Source organism: Mycobacterium colombiense, assembly GCF_003284935.1.
In the GTDB taxonomy this organism is placed as follows: domain Bacteria; phylum Actinomycetota; class Actinomycetes; order Mycobacteriales; family Mycobacteriaceae; genus Mycobacterium; species Mycobacterium arosiense_A.
The window spans coordinates 34,404-53,183 of sequence record NZ_QMEV01000017.1; the positions used below are offsets into that span (position 1 = coordinate 34,404).

At 69.0% G+C, this 18,780-nt stretch carries 20 protein-coding genes; 5 read left to right on the forward strand and 15 right to left on the reverse strand.

Features of this window, described 5'->3' with window-relative positions; translation table 11 throughout:
• Positions 1 to 16: 16 nt before the first annotated feature.
• The 5 genes from DQP57_RS10800 to dxr form a co-directional block, all read right to left on the reverse strand.
• A complete protein-coding gene (locus tag DQP57_RS10800; protein WP_112632966.1) occupies positions 17 to 1,831 on the reverse strand; it encodes a penicillin-binding transpeptidase domain-containing protein in 1,815 nt (604 codons plus the stop codon).
• Between the two features lie 165 nt (positions 1,832 to 1,996).
• On the reverse strand, positions 1,997 to 2,851 hold the full coding sequence (locus tag DQP57_RS10805; RefSeq protein ID WP_112632967.1) for a GNAT family N-acetyltransferase: 855 nt from the start codon (positions 2,849 to 2,851) through the stop codon (positions 1,997 to 1,999).
• A 54-nt stretch (positions 2,852 to 2,905) separates the two neighbouring features.
• Positions 2,906 to 4,084, reverse strand: coding sequence for a flavodoxin-dependent (E)-4-hydroxy-3-methylbut-2-enyl-diphosphate synthase (gene ispG, locus DQP57_RS10810; RefSeq protein WP_112632968.1), 1,179 nt, complete (start codon positions 4,082 to 4,084; stop codon positions 2,906 to 2,908).
• A 16-nt stretch (positions 4,085 to 4,100) separates the two neighbouring features.
• Positions 4,101 to 5,315, reverse strand: coding sequence for a M50 family metallopeptidase (locus DQP57_RS10815; RefSeq protein WP_112632969.1), 1,215 nt, complete (start codon positions 5,313 to 5,315; stop codon positions 4,101 to 4,103).
• 19 nt (positions 5,316 to 5,334) lie between these two features.
• Entirely contained in the window at positions 5,335 to 6,546 is a 1,212-nt protein-coding gene (gene dxr, locus DQP57_RS10820) for a 1-deoxy-D-xylulose-5-phosphate reductoisomerase (protein WP_165821797.1), read from the reverse strand.
• Positions 6,547 to 6,655: 109 nt separating this feature from the next.
• On the opposite strand from dxr, the gene DQP57_RS10825 reads away from it, so the two are divergent.
• Positions 6,656 to 6,910, forward strand: coding sequence for a DUF2631 domain-containing protein (locus DQP57_RS10825; protein WP_112632971.1), 255 nt, complete (start codon positions 6,656 to 6,658; stop codon positions 6,908 to 6,910).
• A gap of 17 nt (positions 6,911 to 6,927) precedes the next feature.
• Here DQP57_RS10825 and DQP57_RS10830 read toward each other — a convergent pair whose 3' ends face one another.
• The 6 genes from DQP57_RS10830 to pyrH form a co-directional block, all read right to left on the reverse strand.
• The gene (locus DQP57_RS10830; protein ID WP_112632972.1) at positions 6,928 to 7,785 is read right to left on the reverse strand and encodes a cytochrome c biogenesis CcdA family protein; all 858 of its coding nucleotides are present in this window, start codon (positions 7,783 to 7,785) and stop codon (positions 6,928 to 6,930) included.
• A gap of 5 nt (positions 7,786 to 7,790) precedes the next feature.
• Positions 7,791 to 8,297: a protein disulfide oxidoreductase gene (locus DQP57_RS10835; RefSeq protein ID WP_112632973.1), complete on the reverse strand. Its 507-nt coding sequence runs from the start codon at positions 8,295 to 8,297 to the stop codon at positions 7,791 to 7,793.
• Between the two features lie 74 nt (positions 8,298 to 8,371).
• On the reverse strand, positions 8,372 to 9,466 hold the full coding sequence (rlmN, locus tag DQP57_RS10840; protein ID WP_112632974.1) for a 23S rRNA (adenine(2503)-C(2))-methyltransferase RlmN: 1,095 nt from the start codon (positions 9,464 to 9,466) through the stop codon (positions 8,372 to 8,374).
• A gap of 33 nt (positions 9,467 to 9,499) precedes the next feature.
• A complete protein-coding gene (locus tag DQP57_RS10845) occupies positions 9,500 to 10,429 on the reverse strand; it encodes a phosphatidate cytidylyltransferase (RefSeq protein WP_112632975.1) in 930 nt (309 codons plus the stop codon).
• A 32-nt stretch (positions 10,430 to 10,461) separates the two neighbouring features.
• A complete protein-coding gene (gene frr, locus DQP57_RS10850) occupies positions 10,462 to 11,019 on the reverse strand; it encodes a ribosome recycling factor (RefSeq protein ID WP_112632976.1) in 558 nt (185 codons plus the stop codon).
• Between the two features lie 64 nt (positions 11,020 to 11,083).
• Positions 11,084 to 11,917: a UMP kinase gene (gene pyrH / locus DQP57_RS10855; RefSeq protein ID WP_112632977.1), complete on the reverse strand. Its 834-nt coding sequence runs from the start codon at positions 11,915 to 11,917 to the stop codon at positions 11,084 to 11,086.
• A 343-nt stretch (positions 11,918 to 12,260) separates the two neighbouring features.
• Between pyrH and mbp1 the strand changes: the two genes are divergently transcribed.
• Both mbp1 and DQP57_RS10865 read left to right on the forward strand, forming a co-directional pair.
• A complete protein-coding gene (gene mbp1 / locus DQP57_RS10860; RefSeq protein WP_112632978.1) occupies positions 12,261 to 12,500 on the forward strand; it encodes a microaggregate-binding protein 1 in 240 nt (79 codons plus the stop codon).
• A 201-nt stretch (positions 12,501 to 12,701) separates the two neighbouring features.
• Complete coding sequence (locus DQP57_RS10865) at positions 12,702 to 13,412, forward strand: winged helix-turn-helix domain-containing protein (RefSeq protein WP_112632979.1); 711 nt, start codon at positions 12,702 to 12,704, stop codon at positions 13,410 to 13,412.
• A gap of 50 nt (positions 13,413 to 13,462) precedes the next feature.
• Here DQP57_RS10865 and DQP57_RS10870 read toward each other — a convergent pair whose 3' ends face one another.
• Positions 13,463 to 14,401, reverse strand: a complete 939-nt coding sequence (locus tag DQP57_RS10870; protein ID WP_112632980.1) for a lysophospholipid acyltransferase family protein — start codon at positions 14,399 to 14,401, stop codon at positions 13,463 to 13,465.
• A 97-nt stretch (positions 14,402 to 14,498) separates the two neighbouring features.
• Entirely contained in the window at positions 14,499 to 15,062 is a 564-nt protein-coding gene (locus DQP57_RS10875) for an MPT63 family protein (protein WP_112632981.1), read from the reverse strand.
• Positions 15,063 to 15,457: 395 nt separating this feature from the next.
• On the opposite strand from DQP57_RS10875, the gene DQP57_RS10880 reads away from it, so the two are divergent.
• Entirely contained in the window at positions 15,458 to 16,297 is an 840-nt protein-coding gene (locus tag DQP57_RS10880) for an SDR family oxidoreductase (protein ID WP_112632982.1), read from the forward strand.
• Between the two features lie 61 nt (positions 16,298 to 16,358).
• On the opposite strand, the gene DQP57_RS10885 is transcribed toward DQP57_RS10880, so the two are convergent.
• Positions 16,359 to 16,772 (reverse strand): ChaB family protein, encoded by a 414-nt coding sequence (locus tag DQP57_RS10885; protein WP_112632983.1) that lies wholly within the window; start codon positions 16,770 to 16,772, stop codon positions 16,359 to 16,361.
• A gap of 122 nt (positions 16,773 to 16,894) precedes the next feature.
• Here DQP57_RS10885 and DQP57_RS10890 point away from each other — a divergent pair, with 122 nt between their 5' ends.
• Positions 16,895 to 17,314 (forward strand): MarR family winged helix-turn-helix transcriptional regulator, encoded by a 420-nt coding sequence (locus tag DQP57_RS10890; protein ID WP_112632984.1) that lies wholly within the window; start codon positions 16,895 to 16,897, stop codon positions 17,312 to 17,314.
• Positions 17,315 to 17,346: 32 nt separating this feature from the next.
• Here DQP57_RS10890 and DQP57_RS10895 read toward each other — a convergent pair whose 3' ends face one another.
• The gene (locus tag DQP57_RS10895; RefSeq protein ID WP_112632985.1) at positions 17,347 to 18,750 is read right to left on the reverse strand and encodes an amidase; all 1,404 of its coding nucleotides are present in this window, start codon (positions 18,748 to 18,750) and stop codon (positions 17,347 to 17,349) included.
• Positions 18,751 to 18,780 lie beyond the last annotated feature (30 nt).

The window sequence follows — 18,780 nt, forward strand, 5'->3', positions numbered from 1 at the left end:
GCGCTTGCGAACGGCGCTAGGCAAGGAAGTTCGGCGGCAGCGCCTCGAACATGAACTTGGTCATCCGGACCGCCCACTCGGAGCTGCCGCCCCCCACGATCAGCGAGGCGAACGCCAGGTCGCCGCGGTAGCCGGCGAACCAGGAGTGCGATCCGCCCGGGAACTCGGCCTCACCGGTCTTTCCGTAGATCTCGCCGCAGCCGGCGATCTCCTTGGCGGTCCCGTTGGTCACCACCAGCCGCATCATCGGCCGTAGCGCGTCGATCATCTTCGGGCTGATCGGGGTGGTGTCCCCCTGGACCGCGGTCTGCCGGCCCACGATCAGTTGCGGCACCGGCGTCTTGCCGGCGGCGACCGTGGCCGCCACCAGCGCCATGCCGAACGGGCTGGCCAGCACCTTGCCCTGGCCGAAGCCGTCCTCAGTGCGCTCGGCCAGGTCCACCGTCGGCGGCACCGACCCCGTCACGGTGGTGACGCCGTCCACCGTGTAGTCCAGGCCGATCCCGTATTGCGCCGCCGTCTGGGTCAGGCCGCGGGGCGGCATCCGGCTGCTCAACTCCGCGAACGTGGTGTTGCACGAGCTGGCGAACGCGCGTGACAGCGACACCACGCCGAGATCGAAGCCGCCGTAGTTGGGCACGGTGCGATGCCCGATGTCGAGGTGGCCCGGGCAGCCCAGCATCGAGTTGGGCGTGGCCATGTCGCGGTCGACGGCCGCGCCGGCGGTGATCATCTTGAACGTCGACCCCGGTGGGAACAGGCCGTTGGTGGCGGGCAATCCGTCCGCGTCGGCCCCGCCGTTCTGCGCGATCGCGAGGATTTCTCCGGTCGACGGCTTGATCACCACGATCATCGCCTTGCCGCCCTTGTTGTCGACCGCGCGCTGGGCGGCGTTCTGCACCGTGCGGTCCAGGGTGATCGACACCGACGGCGCCGGTGACCCCTCGACCTCGTGCAGCACCTCGACCTCGACACCGTTCTGGTTGACGCTGACCACCCGCCAGCCCGCCTCGCCGTCGAGCTGGTCGACCACCGCCTTTTTCACCGCGGAGATGACCGCCGGGGCGAAATGCGGGTCGGTGGGCAGCATTTCGGGCTGGGGCGTGACCACGACGCCGGGCAGGTGCCCCACAAGCGGGGACACCTTGTCGTTGTCGTCGGGGTGCAGCGTCACCCCGAGATCCACCGGATGGGGCGTCGAGCTGGCCTGCTCGGCGAGCAGCTGCGGATCGTTGAGCGCGCCGTTGAAGGTGTGCAGCACGTCGACGACGGCGTGCGCCGTGCCGATCAGCGCGGGCCCGGCCTGGGTGGCGTCCAGCGTGTAGTGGTACAGGTAGCCCGGCACCAGCACGTCGCTGCCGCCGAGCTCGTTCACCGAAGCGCGGTGCGGCCGGTCGGCGCGCAGCGCGAACGTCTGGTGCTCGCCCAGCTTGGCGTGCAGCGCGGTGGTGGTCCAGCGCACGGCCCAGTGCCCCTCGTCGCGGGCCATCTTCAGCTGGCCGTCGTAGGTCCAGGTGCGGTTCTTGGGCAGGTGCCAGGTGAAGCGGTAGCCGACCGTGCCGCTGTCCTCGGCGTACTTGGCGTTGAGCAACTGGGCGTCGAGGTGGGTCGCCTGCAGGCCGGACCACGCCGCGTTGAGGGCTTCGCGGGCCTCGTTCGGGCTGTCACTGAGCTGCGCGGCGGTCGCGGTGTCGCCGATGGCCAGGGCGCGGAAGAACTTCTCGGCGGCCGGGCCCGGGCCGTCGGGCCGCGGCGTGCATCCGGACAGGGCGACGACCGCGACGAGCAGCGCGCCCGCCGCCGTCGATACCAATGGGGTTCTTGTGACCATCGGTACAGATGTTATGAATGTGGACCGCCGCGGGGGCGTCGACACACCGAGACCCAACCGTTATCCGCGGATTGAGGGCCCATCGATGCGAGTGTGCGGCCAGCCGCGCAGTCGGTGCCGAGGGTGCGGACAACCGCACACTGGCCCGAAAGGGGTGAACGCGCGCTAGTCGAGCAGGACCGTCGCGAAGGTGCCGATCTCGGTGAAGCCGACGCGGGCGTAGGCGGCACGCGCGACGGTGTTGAAGTCGTTGACGTAGAGGCTGGCGGTGCGCCCGGTGCCGACGATCACCGCGGCGACCGTCGCGGTGCCGGCGGTGCCCAGGCCCAGGCCGCGCCACTCCGGGTGCACCCACACCCCCTGGATCTGGCCCACGCCCGGCGACTGCGAACCCACCTCGGCCTTGAAGACGACCTGGCCGTGTTCGAACCGCGCCCAGGCCCGCCCGGCGGTGATCAGGCTGGCCACCCGGCGCCGGTAACCGCGTCCGCCGTCGCCGAGCCGCGGGTCGACGCCCACTTCGCCGATGAACATGTCGACGGCGGCCACCAGGTAGGCGTCCAGCTCCTCGGGCCGCACCTGCCGCACCCCGGGATCCAGCCCGCAGCTGGGGTGGCTGGACAACGCCAGCAGCGGCTGGTGGTCGCGCACGTCGCGGGCCGGGCCCCAGGCCGCCTCGAGCCGCTCCCACATCGGCATCACCAGCTCGGCCCTGCCGACCAGCGACGAGCAGCGCCGCGTCCCGCGCATGGCCTCATCGGCGAACGCACTCAGATCGGCCGGCGCGCCCCGCAGCGGAATGAGGTTGGCGCCGGCGAAGCACAGGGATTCGTCGGCGCCGCGCAGCGTCCACAGTTCGCCGCCGATCGAGTTGGGATCGATGCCGTGGTCGGCCACCCGGGCCGCGACCATGCACGCGGCGACCGGATCGTCGTCGAGCACCCGCCAGACGGCGGCCGCGTCGCGCACCACCGACACCCGTCGCTCACCGACAAGGCGGAACAGGGGCGGAGCCGACATGGGGGCGAACTCTCTGTGTGCGAATTCCTTAGGCCAGAACGGCGCTGGCCTTCATCAGCTTACGGTGACAACAGGTGAACCGCTTGATGTTGCTTCCGGTCCGTCGTCGCTGTTCATCTCGTGGCCCATGTCAGCGGCGAGCCGCATGGCCTCTTCGATCAGCGTCTCGACAATCTGGGCTTCGGGCACGGTCTTGATCACCTCGCCGCGAACGAAGATCTGGCCCTTGCCATTTCCGGATGCGACGCCGAGGTCGGCCTCGCGCGCCTCGCCCGGACCGTTGACCACGCACCCCATCACGGCCACGCGCAGCGGCACGTCGAGGCCGTCCAGGCCGGCGGTGACCTCGTTGGCCAGGGTGTAGACGTCGACCTGGGCGCGACCGCACGACGGGCACGACACGATCTCGAGCCCCCGCCGGCGCAGGTTCAGCGACTCGAGGATCTGGATGCCGACCTTGACTTCCTCGACCGGCGGCGCCGACAGCGACACCCGGATGGTGTCGCCGATCCCCCGCGACAGCAGGGCGCCGAAGGCGACCGCGGACTTGATGGTGCCCTGGAAGGCGGGACCGGCCTCGGTGACGCCCAGATGCAGTGGGTAGTCGCATTGTTCGGCCAGCTGCTCGTAGGCGGCCACCATCACCACCGGGTCGTTGTGCTTGACGCTGATCTTGATGTTGCCGAAGCCGTGCTCCTCGAACAGCGAGGCCTCCCACAGCGCGGACTCGACCAGCGCCTCGGGGGTGGCCTTGCCGTACTTCTCCATGAACCGCTTGTCCAGCGAGCCCGCGTTGACGCCGATGCGGATCGGGATGCCGGCCGCGCCGGCGGCCTTGGCGACCTCGCCCACCCGGCCGTCGAATTCCTTGATGTTGCCGGGGTTTACCCGCACCGCGGCGCACCCGGCGTCGATCGCGGCGAAGATGTACTTGGGCTGGAAGTGGATGTCGGCGATCACCGGGATCTGGCTGTGCCGGGCGATCTCGGCCAGCGCGTCGGCGTCCTCCTGGCGCGGGCACGCGACCCGGACGATGTCGCAACCGGCGGCGGTCAGCTCGGCGATCTGCTGCAGCGTCGTGTTGACGTCGTGGGTTTTGGTGGTGCACATCGACTGCACCGAAATCGGATAGTCGCTGCCCACGCCGACGTCGCGGACCATGAGTTGGCGCGTCTTGCGGCGGGGGGCGAGCGTGGGCGCCGGCGCGTCCGGCATGCCCAGGCCAACGGTCACTGTGGTAGTTCCTTAGCTATTGGAAGAGCCTGATCGGGTTGACCAGGTCGGCGGTGACGGTCAGCAGCATGTAGCCGACGACGAACACCAGCACGACGTACGTCGCGGGCATGAGCTTGAGGTAGTTCACCGGCGCGGCCGCGACCATGCCCCGCGCCGACCGCACCAGGTTACGGATCTTCTCGAACACCGCGATGGCGATGTGGCCGCCGTCGAAGGGCAGCAGCGGCACCAGGTTGATCGCGCCCAGGATGAGGTTCAGCTGGGCCAGGAAGAACCAGAACGCCACCCAGAGCCCGTGATCGACGGTGTCGCCGCCGATGATGCTGGCCCCGACGACGCTCATCGGGGTCTGCGGGTCGCGCTGCCCGCCGCCGATGGCGTGCACCAGCGCGCCGACCTTGGTCGGGATGGCCACCAGCGCCTTGCCGACCTCGCCGGTGAGGTCACCGGCGAAGGCGACGGTGGCCGGGATCGCGGTGAACACCCCGTAATGCGTGGGCGCCACCTTGACGGCGCCGACGCCGATGGCGCCGACCGTCGAGGGTTGCTGCGCAGCGCCCTGCCCGTTGCTCAGGTAACGCTGGGTGGTGGTGACGTCGACGTAGGTGGTGATCTTGGTGCCGTTGCGCTCGGCGACGATCGGGACGTTGCCGTGCACCTTGCGGATGGCGGCGGCCATGTCCTCGAAGCTCGACACCGGGGTGTCGCCCACCTTGACGATGACGTCGCCGGGCCGGATCCCGGCCAGCGCCGCCGGCCCGGGGCCGGTGCAGTCCGCGATCTTGCCCGGCGCCACTTCCGGTGCCACACAAGCGGTTTCGCCGACGACGGCCTGGGTCGGCGGGTGCAGGTTCGGCAGCCCCCAGATCAGCGCGATGCCGTAGAGCAGCACCAGGCAGATGATGAAGTTCGCGGCGGGGCCGGCGAAGAGCACCGCGACCCGCTTCCAGACCTTCTGCTTGAACATGGCGCGGTCGGCCTCGTCGGGGGCCAGTTCCTCCACCGAGGTCATGCCGGCGATGTCGCAGAAGCCCCCCAGCGGAACGGCTTTGAGGCCGTACTCGGTTTCCCCGCGCCGAGTCGACCACAGCGTGGGCCCGAACCCGACGAAGTAGCGGCGCACCTTCATGCCGGTGGCGCGCGCGACCCACATGTGCCCGCACTCGTGCAGGGCCACCGAGATCAGGATGGCCAGTGCGAACAGCACAATGCCGATTACGAACATCATCTGGACTGCTGGACCTTTCTCACACCATTCCGGAGGCTTTTGCTGAGACCGTGGCGGGGCGGGCGTGTGCGACGCAACGCCGAGCCCGCTCACGTGCCCAGCGCTGCGCGTCGAGTACCTCATCCACGGTAGCGGGTGAAACGGCCCATTGGTCGGCGGCGTGCAGCACGTCGGCGATGGTTTCGACGATCGCGGGGAATCCGACGCGGCCCGCGAGGAAGGCCTCCGCCGCCTCCTCGTTGGCCGCGTTGTAGACGGCGGTCATGCAGCCGCCGGTCTGCCCGGCGTGCCGGGCCAACTCGACGGCGGGAAAAACGTCGGCGTCCAGCGGCTCGAATTCCCAGCTAGACGCCGTGCTGAAGTCGCAGCTCGCGGCCGCTCCGGCAACCCGCTGCGGCCAGCCCAGGGCCAGCGAGATCGGCAGCTTCATGTCCGGCGGGCTGGCCTGGGCCAGGGTCGAGCCGTCGATGAAGGTGACCATCGAATGAACAATCGACTGGGGGTGCACCACGACCTCGATGCGGTCGTAGGGGATGCCGAACAGCAGGTGGGTCTCGATGAGTTCGAGGCCCTTGTTGACCAGCGAGGCCGAGTTCAGCGTGTTCATCGGGCCCATCGACCACGTCGGGTGGGCCCCCGCCTGTTCCGGGGTGACGCCCTCGAGCTGGGCGGCGGTCCAGCCGCGGAACGGGCCGCCGGAGGCGGTCAGCACCAGCTTGGCGACCTCGTCGGGGGTCCCGCCGCGCAGGCACTGGGCCAGCGCGGAGTGTTCGGAGTCGACGGGCACGATCTGTCCCGGCCCGGCGGCCCGCAGCACCAGCGGACCGCCGGCGATCAGCGACTCCTTGTTGGCCAGCGCCAGCCGGGCGCCCGATTCCAGCGCGGCCAGCGTGGGCCGCAGGCCCAGCGCCCCCACCAGGGCGTTGAGCACGACGTCGGCCTCGGTCTCCTCGACCAGTCGGGTGGCCGCGTCGGGGCCGCAGAACGGGATGTCGCCGGCCCGCTGCGCCGCGCGCTCGTCGGCGACCGCGACATTGGTCACACCGGTCTCGGCGCGCTGGCGCAACAGCGTGTCCAGGTTGGCGCCGCCCGCGGCCAGGCCCACCACCTCGAAGCGGTCCGGGTTGGCGGCGATGACGTCCAGCGCCTGGGTGCCGATGGAGCCGGTGCTGCCCAGCACCAGCACGCGCAGGCGGTCCCGCGTTTGCCCATCGGTGGTCGGGTTGGTCACCCATTCATTGTGCCGCCCAGCGCCGACGCGGGCCATGCCCCGCAAGCCCGGTGGCGGGTATGCCAGAATTTGGGTTCGACAAGCCAATCCGATCCGAAGGGGATTCGCCGTGGCCAGTACCGAGGTGGAGCACTTCAACGGCGTCGACGCCGTCGAGGTGCCGTCGGCAGCGTGGGGTTGGAGCAGGATCAACCACCGGACCTGGCACATCGCCGGGCTGATCGGATTCGGCTTCCTGCTCGCGATGCTGCGCGGCAACCACGTCGGCCACATCGAGAACTGGTTCCTGATCGGGTTTGCCGCGCTGATCCTCGTGGTGCTGATCCGCGACCTGTGGGGCCGCCGCCGCGGCTGGATCAGGTAGCCGCCCCGCCCCTTGTCCTAGCGCCGCGCCCGGCGATGCCGGGCGCCGCCGATCACCACGACCGTCAACGCGAGCACGGCGATCACCCACGGCCACATCCCGTGCTGATGCACCCAGCCGGCCGCCGCGCCCTGCAGGCGCCCGGCCGCGGTGATCACCGCGTCCCGCGGATTGCCGTTCGCGCCGAACAGCCGAACCTCGTAGCTGCCGTAGTAGGCCACATACAGCCCGACGAGCAGCAGCAGCGCGCCGCCGATCCGGTTGACGAACGGCAGGACGCGGCGCAGCCGGTCCACCATCGCCGTGCTGGCCGTGGCCGCGGCGACGGCGAGCACCCCGACCACCAGGGTCAGCCCGGCGCTGTAGGCGAGGTAGATCGCCACGCCGGTGACGACCGATCCCCCGCGCAGGCCGGCGGCGGTGACGGCCAGAAAAGGCCCGATGGTGCACGACAGCGAGGCGATGGCGTAGCTGACGCCGTAGCCGTACATGGAGCCCAGCCGGGCGGTGGGGGCCCACCGGGGGCCCAGCGGTCGCGGGGTCAGGGCCGACAGCTCCCGGCCCGACAGCAGCCACCCCCCGAGCCCGATCAGCACCACGCCCACGCCGACGGTGGCGTACGGCAGCCACCGCTGCACCGTCGTCGCCGCCGAGACGGTCAGGGCGCCGAACGCGCCGAACACCGTCAGGAAGCCCAGCGCCATCCCCGCGGTGGCCGCCAGCGCCCGCCCGGCGGCGGCCCCGCCCGACGCCGCCCCCGAACCCTGGCCGCGCACCACCAGCAGCAGGTAGGCGGGCAGCATGGCAAACCCACACGGGTTCAGCGCGGCCACCAGTCCGGCGGCGAAGGCCAGGCCGACCAGACCCTGGTCCACCGAGCTCAGGACCTCAGGGCCGAGACCCGGTCGGAGAGTTCCTGCTGGGACATCGCCGAGGTCGGGTTGTTGACGAACGTCGAGCTGCCGTCCGCGCGGTAGAACACGTAGGCCGGCTGCCAGGGGACGTTGTAGCGGGCCCAGATCGAGCCGTCGGCGTCGTTGAGGTTGGTGAATCTCAGGCCGTACTTGTCGACGAAGGTCTGCTCGGCGCCGACGTCCGAGTGCCCCGCGATCCCGACGAAGGTGACACCGGGATTGGCGGCCGCCACCTGGCTGACGCCAGGCGCCTCGGCGTTGCAGAACGGGCAGAACGGCGCCCAGAACCACAACACCGCGGGCTTGCCCTGCAAGCTGGCGCCGTTGAACGGCGCACCGCTCAGGGTCGTCCCGCTGAATTGCAGCCGGTCATCGGCGGCGGCCGCGCGCGGCGCGCCGCCGAGTACCACTAGTAGCGCGGCGGCGATGACGGCCGCGACAAACAACTTGAGTGGAGAGAACAAGCGGATCACGGCGCACCCCCGGGTTTGCTGACGTTATGCCTTTAAGACGTGCGCGCCGCCCCGCAGGTTCATTCGCCCGGCAGCTACCCGCCTTCGGCGGCCAGCTGTCCGCACGCGGCGCTGATCTCCCGCCCGCGCGTGTCGCGCACCGTGCAGGAAACCCCCTTGCCGCGGACGCGCCGGACGAATTCCCGCTCGACCGGCTTGGGGCTGGCGTCCCACTCGCTTCCCGGGGTCGGGTTGAGCGGAATCAGATTGACGTGCACCAGCGGCCCGAGCGCGCGGTGCAGCCGTTGGCTCAAAAGGTCTGCGCGCCAAGGCTGGTCGTTGACGTCGCGGATCAACGCGTACTCCACCGACACCCGCCTGCCGGTGGCGTCGGCGTAATACCGCGCGGCGTCGAGGGCCTCGCTGATCTTCCAGCGGTTGTTCACCGGCACCAGGGCGTCGCGCAGCTCGTCGTCGGGCGCGTGCAGCGACAGCGCCAACGTCACCCCGAGCCGTTCGTCGGCCAGCTTGCGGATGGCGGGGGCCAGCCCCACCGTCGACACGGTCACCGAACGCGCCGAGATGCCGAAGCCGTGGGGCGGCGCGGCGGTAATGCGCCGCACCGCGGCCACCACGCGGGCGTAGTTGGCCAGCGGCTCCCCCATGCCCATGAACACCACGTTGGACAGCCGGTCCCCGAAGTCGTCGCGCAGGGCCGCGGCGCCGGCGCGCACCTGCTCGAGGATCTCGGCCGTCGACAGGTTGCGGCTCAGCCCGCCCTGCCCCGTCGCGCAGAACGGACACGCCATGCCGCAGCCCGCCTGCGACGAAATACACACCGTGTTGCGCTGCGGATAGCGCATCAGCACCGACTCGACGGTGACCCCATCGAGGGCCCGCCACAACGTCTTTCGCGTCTGGCCCGCATCGCAGGTCACCTCGGAGGCCGCGGTGAGCAGGATCGGGAACATCGTCTCGGCGATGGCGTCGCGCAACCCCGCCGGAAGGTCGGTCATCTGCCGGGGGTCGGCGATCAGCCGCGCGTAGTACTGATGCGCCAGCTGCTTGGCGCGAAACGCCGGCAAGCCCAGCTCCGCGATGGCCGACGCGCGACCCTCCTCATCGAGGTCGGCGAGGTGCCGCGGCGGCCTGCCGGGACGCGGCTCGGAGAAAACCAGTTGTGCAACCATGACCCGTCCAGTATCCCCTGTCGCCGGGTCGGCCTAAGGAACGAGCGTCAGCACCGTCCAGGCGGCGACCGCCGAGGGCAGCACGCCGTCGAGGCGATCCATCAGACCGCCGTGGCCGGGCAGCAGCCGGCCCATGTCCTTGATGCCGAGATCCCGCTTGACCTGGGATTCCACCAGATCGCCCAGCGTGCACGTCAGCACCAGGACCACGCCCAGCAGCACGCCGATCCACGGCGGCTTGTGGGCCAGGAAGACCGCGGCCAGCGTCGCGGCGGTGATTCCGAACACCATCGAGCCGGCGAATCCCTCCCAGGACTTCTTGGGGCTGATCGCCGGGACCATCGGGTGCTTGCCGAACAGCGCCCCCACGGCATATCCGCCGGTGTCGGAGGCGACGACGGTGATCATGAGGCAGAACACCCGCCCGGCACCGTCGTGCGGGTAGACCAGCAGCACGCCGAAGGAGGCGAACAGCGGCACCCAGGCGGCCAGGAACACCGTCGCCGAGGCGTCCCTGAGGTAGTTGGCCGACGGTGACCCGTCGAACGGCTCGGGCCGTTTGCTGTTGTCCTGCATGAACAGCCGCCACACGTTGCAGACCACGACGGTGACACCGAAGCCGGCCAGGGCGCCCGCGGCGTGGAACGGCCAGGTCAGCCAGACGGTGAGCTGCCCCCCGGCCAGCAGCGGGATGACCGGTATGACGTAGCCGGCCTCGCGCAATCGACGCACCACTTCGTGGGTGGCCACCATGATGGCCAGCGCGACGATGGGGACCCAGAAGCGCGGGGCGAACACCAGCGTGACGATCAGCACGCCGCCGATACCGGCCCCCACCGCGATGGCGGCGCGCAGGTCACGTCCGGCCCGGGATGTCTTCTTGCCCGGCTGGGCGCTCGTTTTTTTGGCGGCGCGCGCCGAACGGTCGGGCGGGTTGCCTGCGCCGGGTTCTGGGGTAGCCACTGGCCTGGATGAACTTAGCTGCTGAGCGGTCGCTAGACCTCCAGCAGTTCGCCTTCTTTGTGCTTGACCAGCTCTTCGATCTGGGTGATGTACTGGTGGGTGGTCTTGTCCAGGTCCTTTTCGGCCCGGCCGACCTCGTCCTCGCCCGCCTCGCCGTCCTTACGGATGCGGTGCAGCTCCTCCATCGCCTTGCGACGGATGTTGCGCACCGACACCTTGGCGTCCTCGCCCTTGCCCTTGGCCTGTTTGACCAGTTCGCGGCGGCGTTCCTCGGTGAGCTGCGGCACCGCGACCCGGATCAGGGTGCCGTCGTTGGTGGGGTTGACGCCCAGGTCGGAGTTGCGGATCGCCGTCTCGATCGCGCCCACCTGGCTGGCCTCGTAGGGCTTGATGACGACCAGGCGCGCCTCGGGGACGTTGATGCTGGCCAGTTGGGTGATGGGCGTGGCCGTGCCGTAATAGTCGATCACGATCCGCGAGAACATGCCGGGGTTGGCGCGCCCCGTCCGGATGGTCGACAAGTCGTCGCGGGCGACCGCTACGGCCTTCTCCATTTTCTCTTCCGCGTCGAAGAGAGCCTCGTCAATCATGTGCGCCGCTCCTCCTCAGCTGCGTTGCGGATCCATCGCAAGCGCAAATCATCGCGTCTTCGGTTCAGGTGGTGACCAGAGTCCCGATCTTCTCACCAGCGACCGCCCGGGCGATATTGCCATTGGTCAGCAGGTTGAACACCAGGATCGGCATGCCATTGTCCATGCACAGGCTGAAGGCGGTGGCATCGGCCACTCGTAGCCCGCGGTCGATGACCTCACGATGACTGATCGCGGCGATCAATTCGGCGTCCGGATGCTCTCGCGGATCCGCCGAGAACACGCCGTCGACGGCCTTGGCCATCAGGACCACCTCGGCGCCGATCTCCAGGGCGCGCTGCGCGGCGGTGGTGTCGGTGGAGAAGTACGGCAGTCCCATGCCGGCCCCGAAGATCACCACGCGCCCCTTCTCCAGGTGACGCACGGCGCGCAGGGGTAGGTACGGCTCGGCCACCTGGCCCATGGTGATCGCGGTCTGGACCCGGGTGACGATGCCTTCCTTCTCCAGGAAATCCTGGAGCGCCAGGCTGTTCATGACGGTGCCCAGCATGCCCATGTAGTCCGACCGGGTGCGTTCCATGCCGCGCTGCTGCAGCTGCGCGCCCCGGAAGAAGTTGCCACCGCCGATCACGACGGCCACCTGGACACCGTCGCGGACCACCTCGGCGATCTGCCGGGCCACCCGAGCGACGACGTCGGGGTCCAAGCCGACCTGGCCGCCGCCGAACATTTCGCCGCCGAGCTTGAGCAGCACTCGCGAATACCTGGACCGGCTCGGCGACCGGTCGGAAGCCAGCCCGTTGTCCGGTGCAGATTTCGGTATGCCGTTGCTGGCGGTTGTCGGCTCCGGCCTCGGAGCCGCCGAGCCGGCGACTTGGGGCTCCCTGGACTCCGTCATCAGACTCCTCGCATGAGAGTGCCATCCCGGGCGATCTCCATCCGGAACGGCATTTCACATCCTGCCTCATCGCAGCACAATGCGACGTCGACGGGGTGCATTATGCGCATAGTTGGCGTGCCGGACCAATTTTCGAGTCTCTCGGTACCGGAATGCATCGGCGTCCATGCGCTTGGCGGCCCCGCGTTTGAGCGATGGATGGCTTGGGAACCCGCAACAACGCGGCAGAATTACGCGGTCTTAAGCAACGAGGACCAGCCTCGCCGTATGACCGGGTGGATCGCTCGCGATCGCCGTTGAGCGTGGATCGCTCAGAGTACGCCAACGAGGAGGAACACTTTCCATGGCTGAAGAAAACAAGTCGGGACCTGCCGAAGCTGTCAAGGGCGTCGTCGAGGACGTCAAAGGAAAGGCCAAGGAGGCCGCCGGCGCGGTGGCCGGCCGTGACGACCTGACCCGCGAGGGACAGGCGCAGCAGGACAAGGCCGACGCGCAGCGCGACGCGGCCAAGAAGGAAGCCGAGGCGGAGGCCGCGCGTGGCGGCGCCAAGGCGGCCGAGGAGCGCCAGAAGGACAACCAGTAGCAGGTGTTAGCGATGGGCCTGATCCGTGAAAACGGGTCGGGCCCATCGTCTTTCTTCCGGCCGAGCGGCCGGTAGACAGGCCCGGCCCGCATGGCTTTGCATAGTTTTCGGCGGGACGGGTATCCAGGCGTAGCGCTGTAAGACATCTCCGCAGAGGTGCCTACGGACCGGGGGGAAGCCGGGACGTGACGAGGTTTGGAGATGTTGTTGGACGTGGTGGTGCTCACCGACGAGGATGATTTCGAATCGGCCCTGCCGGATTTGGCCACGTTCGCCCAACCGATTCGGCGTATCACGCTGACGGCCGACACCGACGGGCACTACGCGACGGCCGACATCGCGATCATCGATGCGCGCAGCAACGTGTCACTGGCCCAGGCGGTCAGCCATCGCCTGACGACCGACAACCCCGCGACCGCGGTGGTGGCCCTGGTGGCGCCGTCGGACTGCGCGGCCGTGGACGTCGACTGCAATTTCGACGACGTGATGCTGCCCGGCACCGGCGCCGAAGAGTTGCAAGCCCGGTTGCGTCTCGCGGTCGGGCGCCGACGCAGCCTGGTCGACGGCACGCTGAAGTTCGGCGACCTCGTCCTGCATCCGGCGAGTTTCACCGCATCGCTGGACGGCCGCGACCTGTGCCTGACCCTCACCGAGTTCAAATTGCTGAATTTCCTTGTGCAACATGCCGGTCAGGCGTTCACCCGGACCCGGCTGATGCAGGAGGTGTGGGGCTATGACGGCACCGGTAAGGTGCGCACCGTCGACGTCCACATCCGGCGGCTGCGCGCCAAGCTCGGCGTCCGGCACCAATTCCTGGTCGACACCGTGAGGGGCGTCGGCTACCGGGCGGCCACGCCGCCGCAACCACAATGGACCGTCGCCGACGCCCCGCTGACGCCAGCCCTCACCTGAACACCCCTCCCGAGCCGAATATGTTTGGCCGCAAGGGCTTTGGTGGTCACTCAGCCGAATAAGGGGAAGGCGCGCTTACGGGCAAGCGCATCCATTCCGTCCTGGATGGCGTCTTGCACCTCATGGTATTTGTGTTCGACGTACTCGTCGTCGTCAGCGCGCGCGGGATCGTTGTCGAGTTCCACCGCGGGCATGAACCGCGTCCGGATCTTAGCCGGCAGGGGCAGCTGCGGAAGCGCCGCCGGCGCGACCCCCCACGGCAACGAGACCGCCAACGGAAACACCTTGAGCCGCAGGATCCGGTCCAGGCGCAGGGCTTTCGACAAGCGGTCGCCGCGAATCAGCACCGGCATCGCGTCGGCACCGCCGACGGTGGCGATGGGCACGATCGGCACGCCGGCCCGGATCGCCATCTTGACGAAGCCGGTCCGCCCCGCCAGGTTGGCCTGATCGCGCTCCGTCCACGGGCGCAGCGAGTCCACTTCCCCGCCCGGCCACAACGCCACGTCACGCCCCTCCGCCAAGGCGGTGGCAATCGCGTCGGGCGCGGCCGGCAGCACGCCCATCGACCGGAAGTAACGCCCGAACAACGGAATTGCCATCAACGCGTCGTGGGCCGTCCCGTGCAGGGGGCGCTCCTGTCCGAACCGCCGCCACCACTGCAGGCCGACGGTCCACGCGTCCCAGACGAACGGCGCCCCGGAGTGAATCCCCACCAACAGCGCCGGCGGCGACTCGGGAATGTTCTCCCAGCCGTCGATCTCCATGCGAAACCAATAGTCCACCAGCACGTTCCACAGATACTTCTGACGCTGCAGGGTGGCCTCGTCCTGGCCGGACAGATCCCATCTCGCCGCGCGCTCGGCGACCCAGCCGCTCACCCCGCCGCTCTGCTTGTGGCGTCGTTCGTCCATGGCCTCGCGGGCTTGCTCGGCGTGCCGCTTCGCCTGAGCGCGCACCGGCGCCGTCCTATGATCCGGGTTACTCATGAGTAGTCGCATACCCGATTCCGCCGCGCACGATTCCCCTCAATACAAAATCTCCCCGCGCCACGACGGTGTGGCGCGGGGAGATTTCCTACTCAGATCAGGTGTGGGTTGCGGGCGCAGGCGCGGGAGCCGGCGGGGCACCCGGTGCCGGGCTGTTCGGCGCACCGGGCGCCGCCCCACCCTCCACGTTGGACGTCCAGATCAGGATGTCCTGGTTGCCGTCGTTGTAGACGACTCCGTTCGGGGGCGCGCCGGTCACGTCGAAGTACAGCGTGCCGGTCGATTCATTGCCCGGCGCGATCGGCGCGGGGTTGAGCCCGTTGGGCGCCCCGACCTTGTCGATCACGCGGTAGTTCTGGCCGTTCGGCCCGCGGGCGATGAAGTCGTTGACCATCGGGGTGACCAGCCCACCGTCCGACCTGGCGCTGATGTCGGCCTGGTACAGGGTGCCTTTCGGCGTGTAACCGGGAATGGTGACATTACTGGGCTGCAGGTTGCTGACGGTGTAATTGGTGACCAGCGGCCCGTCGACGAGTTGTTCGCTGGTGCCGAACCCCTGAATGTTGGGCGCGGCAGCAGCGGGCGTCGCCGCGAAAACACTTGCCATCGCTATCCCCCCGGCAGCGGCGGCTGTGGCGACGGCGCTCTTGGTGACCTTCATTGTTCATTCCTTTCGTGTCGAACAATTGCCCCCCCAGAAGGGCATAGAGGTATACGCAGCAAATATCCAGCCGGCCTTCGCTTTAAACGCCCGCCCCCGCCCTATGGAGCCAAACCGCCCGGTTAACCGCGGAAAAGAGAAGTTTTCCGCGACAGCATCTTTCGCCACAGTTCATAACAGCCGCATCATCACTCACATCGGGCACCGCGATTAGGGCGGGTGTCGACGGGTAACCGGTGCGCTGAGGCCCGCGCCCGCAATTGCGAGGGTGGGCAGGCCGAGAGACAGCCGCAAAAGGGGCAGTGAGGTGCAACGCGGAAACTCCCAACACCCGTTGCTCGGCGTGGCCGGAACGTGAATCGCACAACCAACTTTGAATCGGTAAAGGAAATGGCATGGGCTTCGCGGCGCAACAACAATCCGTACCCGGCGTACAGGGGCAGATGGATCCGATTCCCGACTGTGGCGAAAACAGTTACCAGGGCTCGGGAAAACTGCTGGGCAAAAAGGCGATCATCACTGGCGGCGATAGCGGCATCGGGCGCGCGGTCGCCATCGCCTACGCGCGCGAGGGCGCCGACGTGTTGATCGCCTACCTCAACGAGGACGACGACGCGCGGGACGTCGCCCGCTACGTCACCAACGCCGGTCGCAAGTGCGTGCTGATGCCCGGCGACCTCTCCGACGCGGCCCACTGCCGCGCCGTGGTGGATCGGGCGGTGCAGGAGTTGGGCGGCGTGGACGTCCTGGTCAACAACGCCGCCTTCCAGATGATGCACCAGAGTCTCGACGAGATCAGCGACGAGGAGTGGGAGTACACCTTCCGGCTCAACATCGGTGCATACTTCTACCTCGCGAAGGCCGCCGTGCCGCACATGCGGCCCGGCTCGTCGATCATCGGCAGCTCGTCGGTCAATTCCGATTCCCCCAATCCCACCCTGGCGCCGTACGCGGCGACGAAGGCGGCCATCGCGAATTTCTCGGCCAGCCTGGCTCAGCTGTTGGGCGACAAGGGGATTCGAGTCAACAGCGTGGCGCCCGGTCCGATCTGGACCCCCTTGATCCCGTCGACGATGCCGCCGGACAGCGTGGAATCTTTCGGGGACAACGTTCCGTTGGGGCGTGCCGGCCGGCCGGCCGAACTCGCCGCGATCTACGTGCTGTTGGCTTCCGACGACGCGAGCTACATCTCCGGGGCCCGGGTGGCCGTGACGGGCGGCCGACCGATCCTGTAGCCAAAACCGTTGCACCGCAGCGACTTCTCGCCGACGGTCTGGACGCGGTCCGTCGGCCCGCTCAGCGACCCCGGACCCGGCGGTTGTGCTTCTTGATCGCGTCCACCAACTCCGACTTGTTCATGCGGGACCGTCCCGCGATGTCGAGCCGGCGGGCCACGTCGAGCAGGTGGGTTTTGCTGGCATTGGCGTTGACGCCCTCGGCCGACTCCCCGGTCGGCCGCAGACCACCGCGCTCGGCGCGCTCGTCGGAGGGGCCCTTCTCGTCCTTGGCCTCCCAGTGGTCGCCGACCTTCTCGAAACTGTGCTTGACAGCCGCGTACGCCACCCGGTGGGCGCGCTCCTCGCTGCCGTACTCGTCGGCGGCCGCATCATGGGCCTTCGCAAACGTGCGTTGGGCCTTGGCGCTGGAACGTTGCAACGTGCTGGGCAATTCGCTCTTTTTGGCCGCGCCGCCCTTCGTCGTCTTCGGCATCGAACCTCCTCGTGTACCACACCCGCTTCGGGTAGCCAACCGATTACCCCGTTGCGGCGCGGACAATCACGGTCGGCCCGATGTGCGCGTCGGTCCGGCGGAAATATGTCAATATCGTTGACATGATTCAGGCCGACGACGCTCCGCTGGGTTATCTGCTCTACCGGGTGGGCGCGGTGCTGCGACCCGAGGTCTCCGCCGTGTTGGGCCCGCTGGGGCTGACCCTGCCCGAATTCGTTTGCCTGCGCATTCTTTCGATGTTCCCGGGGATGTCGAGCGCCGAATTGTCTCGCCACACCAACGTCACCCCGCAGGCGATGAACACCGTGCTGCGCAAGCTGGAAGAAATCGGGGCGGTGGCGCGCCCGTCGTCGGTGTCCTCGGGGCGCGCGCTGCCGGCCAACCTGACCGGCCAGGGCCGCGCGCTGCTCAAGCGCGCCGAAGGAGCGGTCCGCGGCGCCGACGCCCGCATCCTGAGCAAGCTCACCGAAACTCAGCAGCGGGAATTCAAAAGGATGCTCGAGAAACTCGGCTCCGACTAGCGGCGATCACACGAGCGACCATCGGGTCCCGATCACCCGTCCTGGATGCGCGCCCACGGCTGCGCCTCTTCGAGCTCGAAGGCCAATTCGAGCAGCAGCGCCTCCTGCCCGATGTCGGCCGAGAGCATCATGCCCACCGGCATGCCGTCGGCGGACTGGGCCAGCGGCAGCGAGATGGCGGGTTCCCCGGTGACGTTGTGCAGCGGGGTGAACGAGACCCAGTCGATCAGCCGGCTGATCACCTGCCGGTAGTCGGTCGGTGCCAGGAACCCGATGCGCGGTGTCTCGTCGGCCAGCGTCGGCGTGAGCACCGCGTCGTAGGTGCGGGCGAAGCGCGCGGTGCGCCTGCGCGCGCGCCGCAGCCGCACGATCGCCGTCGGCAGGCGGTGGAGGTTGCGGCTGGTGTGGCGAAGCAGACCCAGCGTCAGGCTGTCCAACTTGGTGCGATCGAACGTCTCGCCGAACATGTGTCGCCCGCCGCGCACCTGGGCCAGCGCCAGAAACCCCCAGTACATGACGAAGTCGTCGACGAAACTGGCGGCGACCGGGGGCTCGTCGACGTGTTCGACGCGGTGGCCCAGCTCCTCGAGCAGACCCGCGGACTTCAGCGTCAGCTCCCGCACCTGGGGGCTGCACTCGCGCCGTATCGAGCGGGTGAGCACCGCGATCCGCAGCCGCTGCCGGCCGGGAGCCGTGACGTCGCCGATCGGTGCCAGCTTGGGGTTGCGCCAGATGCGCTCGGCCTCGCGGTAGAAGGCCGCGGTGTCGCGCACCGAGCGGGTCACCACGCCGTTGACGACGACACCGACCGGCATCCGGCGCAGCGTCGCGTCCAGCGGCAACCGGCCGCGCGACGGTTTGAGGCCCACCAATCCGTTGCAGGCGGCCGGAATCCGGATCGAGCCGCCGCCGTCGTTGGCGTGCGCCATGGGCACCACGCCGGCGGCGACGAAGGCGCCCGATCCCGACGACGACGCGCCGGCGGTGTAGTCGGTGTCCCACGGATTGCGGACCGGGCCCAGCCGAGGATGCTCGGCCGACGCGCTGAACCCGAATTCGGACAGCTGCGTCTTGCCTACCGACGTCAGCCCGGTGGCCAGGAACAGTTCGGTGAACACGCTGTCGGTGGCGGCATCGCGGCGCGTCCACGCGTCGGTGCCGTGCATCGACGGCTGACCAGCGACGTCGACGTTGTCCTTGATGAACGTCGGGACGCCGGCGAAGTAGCCCGTTGCCGGGGCGCCCGCGGCGGCCCGCGCCTGCTCGAAAGCCGCGTACGCCAAGCCGTTCAGCAGCGGGTCGACCGCCTCGGTGCGGGCGATCGCGGCCTCGATGACCTCGGCGCGGCCCACCCGGCCGGACCGAAGGGCGTCGGCCAGGCCGACCGCGTCCAGATCGCCAAGGGCATCGTCGCCGAACGCGTGCACGTGTCGCATAGCACTGACGCTAACCCGCGCACCCGCCCC

Excerpts from the sequence above, each read along its gene's own strand:
- DQP57_RS10800 (WP_112632966.1), bottom strand. The coding sequence starts at position 1,831 with ATGGTCACAAGAACCCCATTGGTATCGACGGCGGCGGGCGCGCTGCTC.
- DQP57_RS10805 (WP_112632967.1), bottom strand. The coding sequence starts at position 2,851 with ATGTCGGCTCCGCCCCTGTTCCGCCTTGTCGGTGAGCGACGGGTGTCG.
- DQP57_RS10815 (WP_112632969.1), bottom strand. The coding sequence starts at position 5,315 with ATGATGTTCGTAATCGGCATTGTGCTGTTCGCACTGGCCATCCTGATC.
- rlmN (WP_112632974.1), bottom strand. The coding sequence starts at position 9,466 with ATGGTTGCACAACTGGTTTTCTCCGAGCCGCGTCCCGGCAGGCCGCCG.
- frr (WP_112632976.1), bottom strand. The coding sequence starts at position 11,019 with ATGATTGACGAGGCTCTCTTCGACGCGGAAGAGAAAATGGAGAAGGCC.
- pyrH (WP_112632977.1), bottom strand. The coding sequence starts at position 11,917 with ATGACGGAGTCCAGGGAGCCCCAAGTCGCCGGCTCGGCGGCTCCGAGG.
- mbp1 (WP_112632978.1), top strand. The coding sequence starts at position 12,261 with ATGGCTGAAGAAAACAAGTCGGGACCTGCCGAAGCTGTCAAGGGCGTC.
- DQP57_RS10865 (WP_112632979.1), top strand. The coding sequence starts at position 12,702 with ATGTTGTTGGACGTGGTGGTGCTCACCGACGAGGATGATTTCGAATCG.
- DQP57_RS10870 (WP_112632980.1), bottom strand. The coding sequence starts at position 14,401 with ATGAGTAACCCGGATCATAGGACGGCGCCGGTGCGCGCTCAGGCGAAG.
- DQP57_RS10875 (WP_112632981.1), bottom strand. The coding sequence starts at position 15,062 with ATGAAGGTCACCAAGAGCGCCGTCGCCACAGCCGCCGCTGCCGGGGGG.
- DQP57_RS10880 (WP_112632982.1), top strand. The coding sequence starts at position 15,458 with ATGGGCTTCGCGGCGCAACAACAATCCGTACCCGGCGTACAGGGGCAG.
- DQP57_RS10885 (WP_112632983.1), bottom strand. The coding sequence starts at position 16,772 with ATGCCGAAGACGACGAAGGGCGGCGCGGCCAAAAAGAGCGAATTGCCC.
- DQP57_RS10890 (WP_112632984.1), top strand. The coding sequence starts at position 16,895 with ATGATTCAGGCCGACGACGCTCCGCTGGGTTATCTGCTCTACCGGGTG.
- DQP57_RS10895 (WP_112632985.1), bottom strand. The coding sequence starts at position 18,750 with ATGCGACACGTGCACGCGTTCGGCGACGATGCCCTTGGCGATCTGGAC.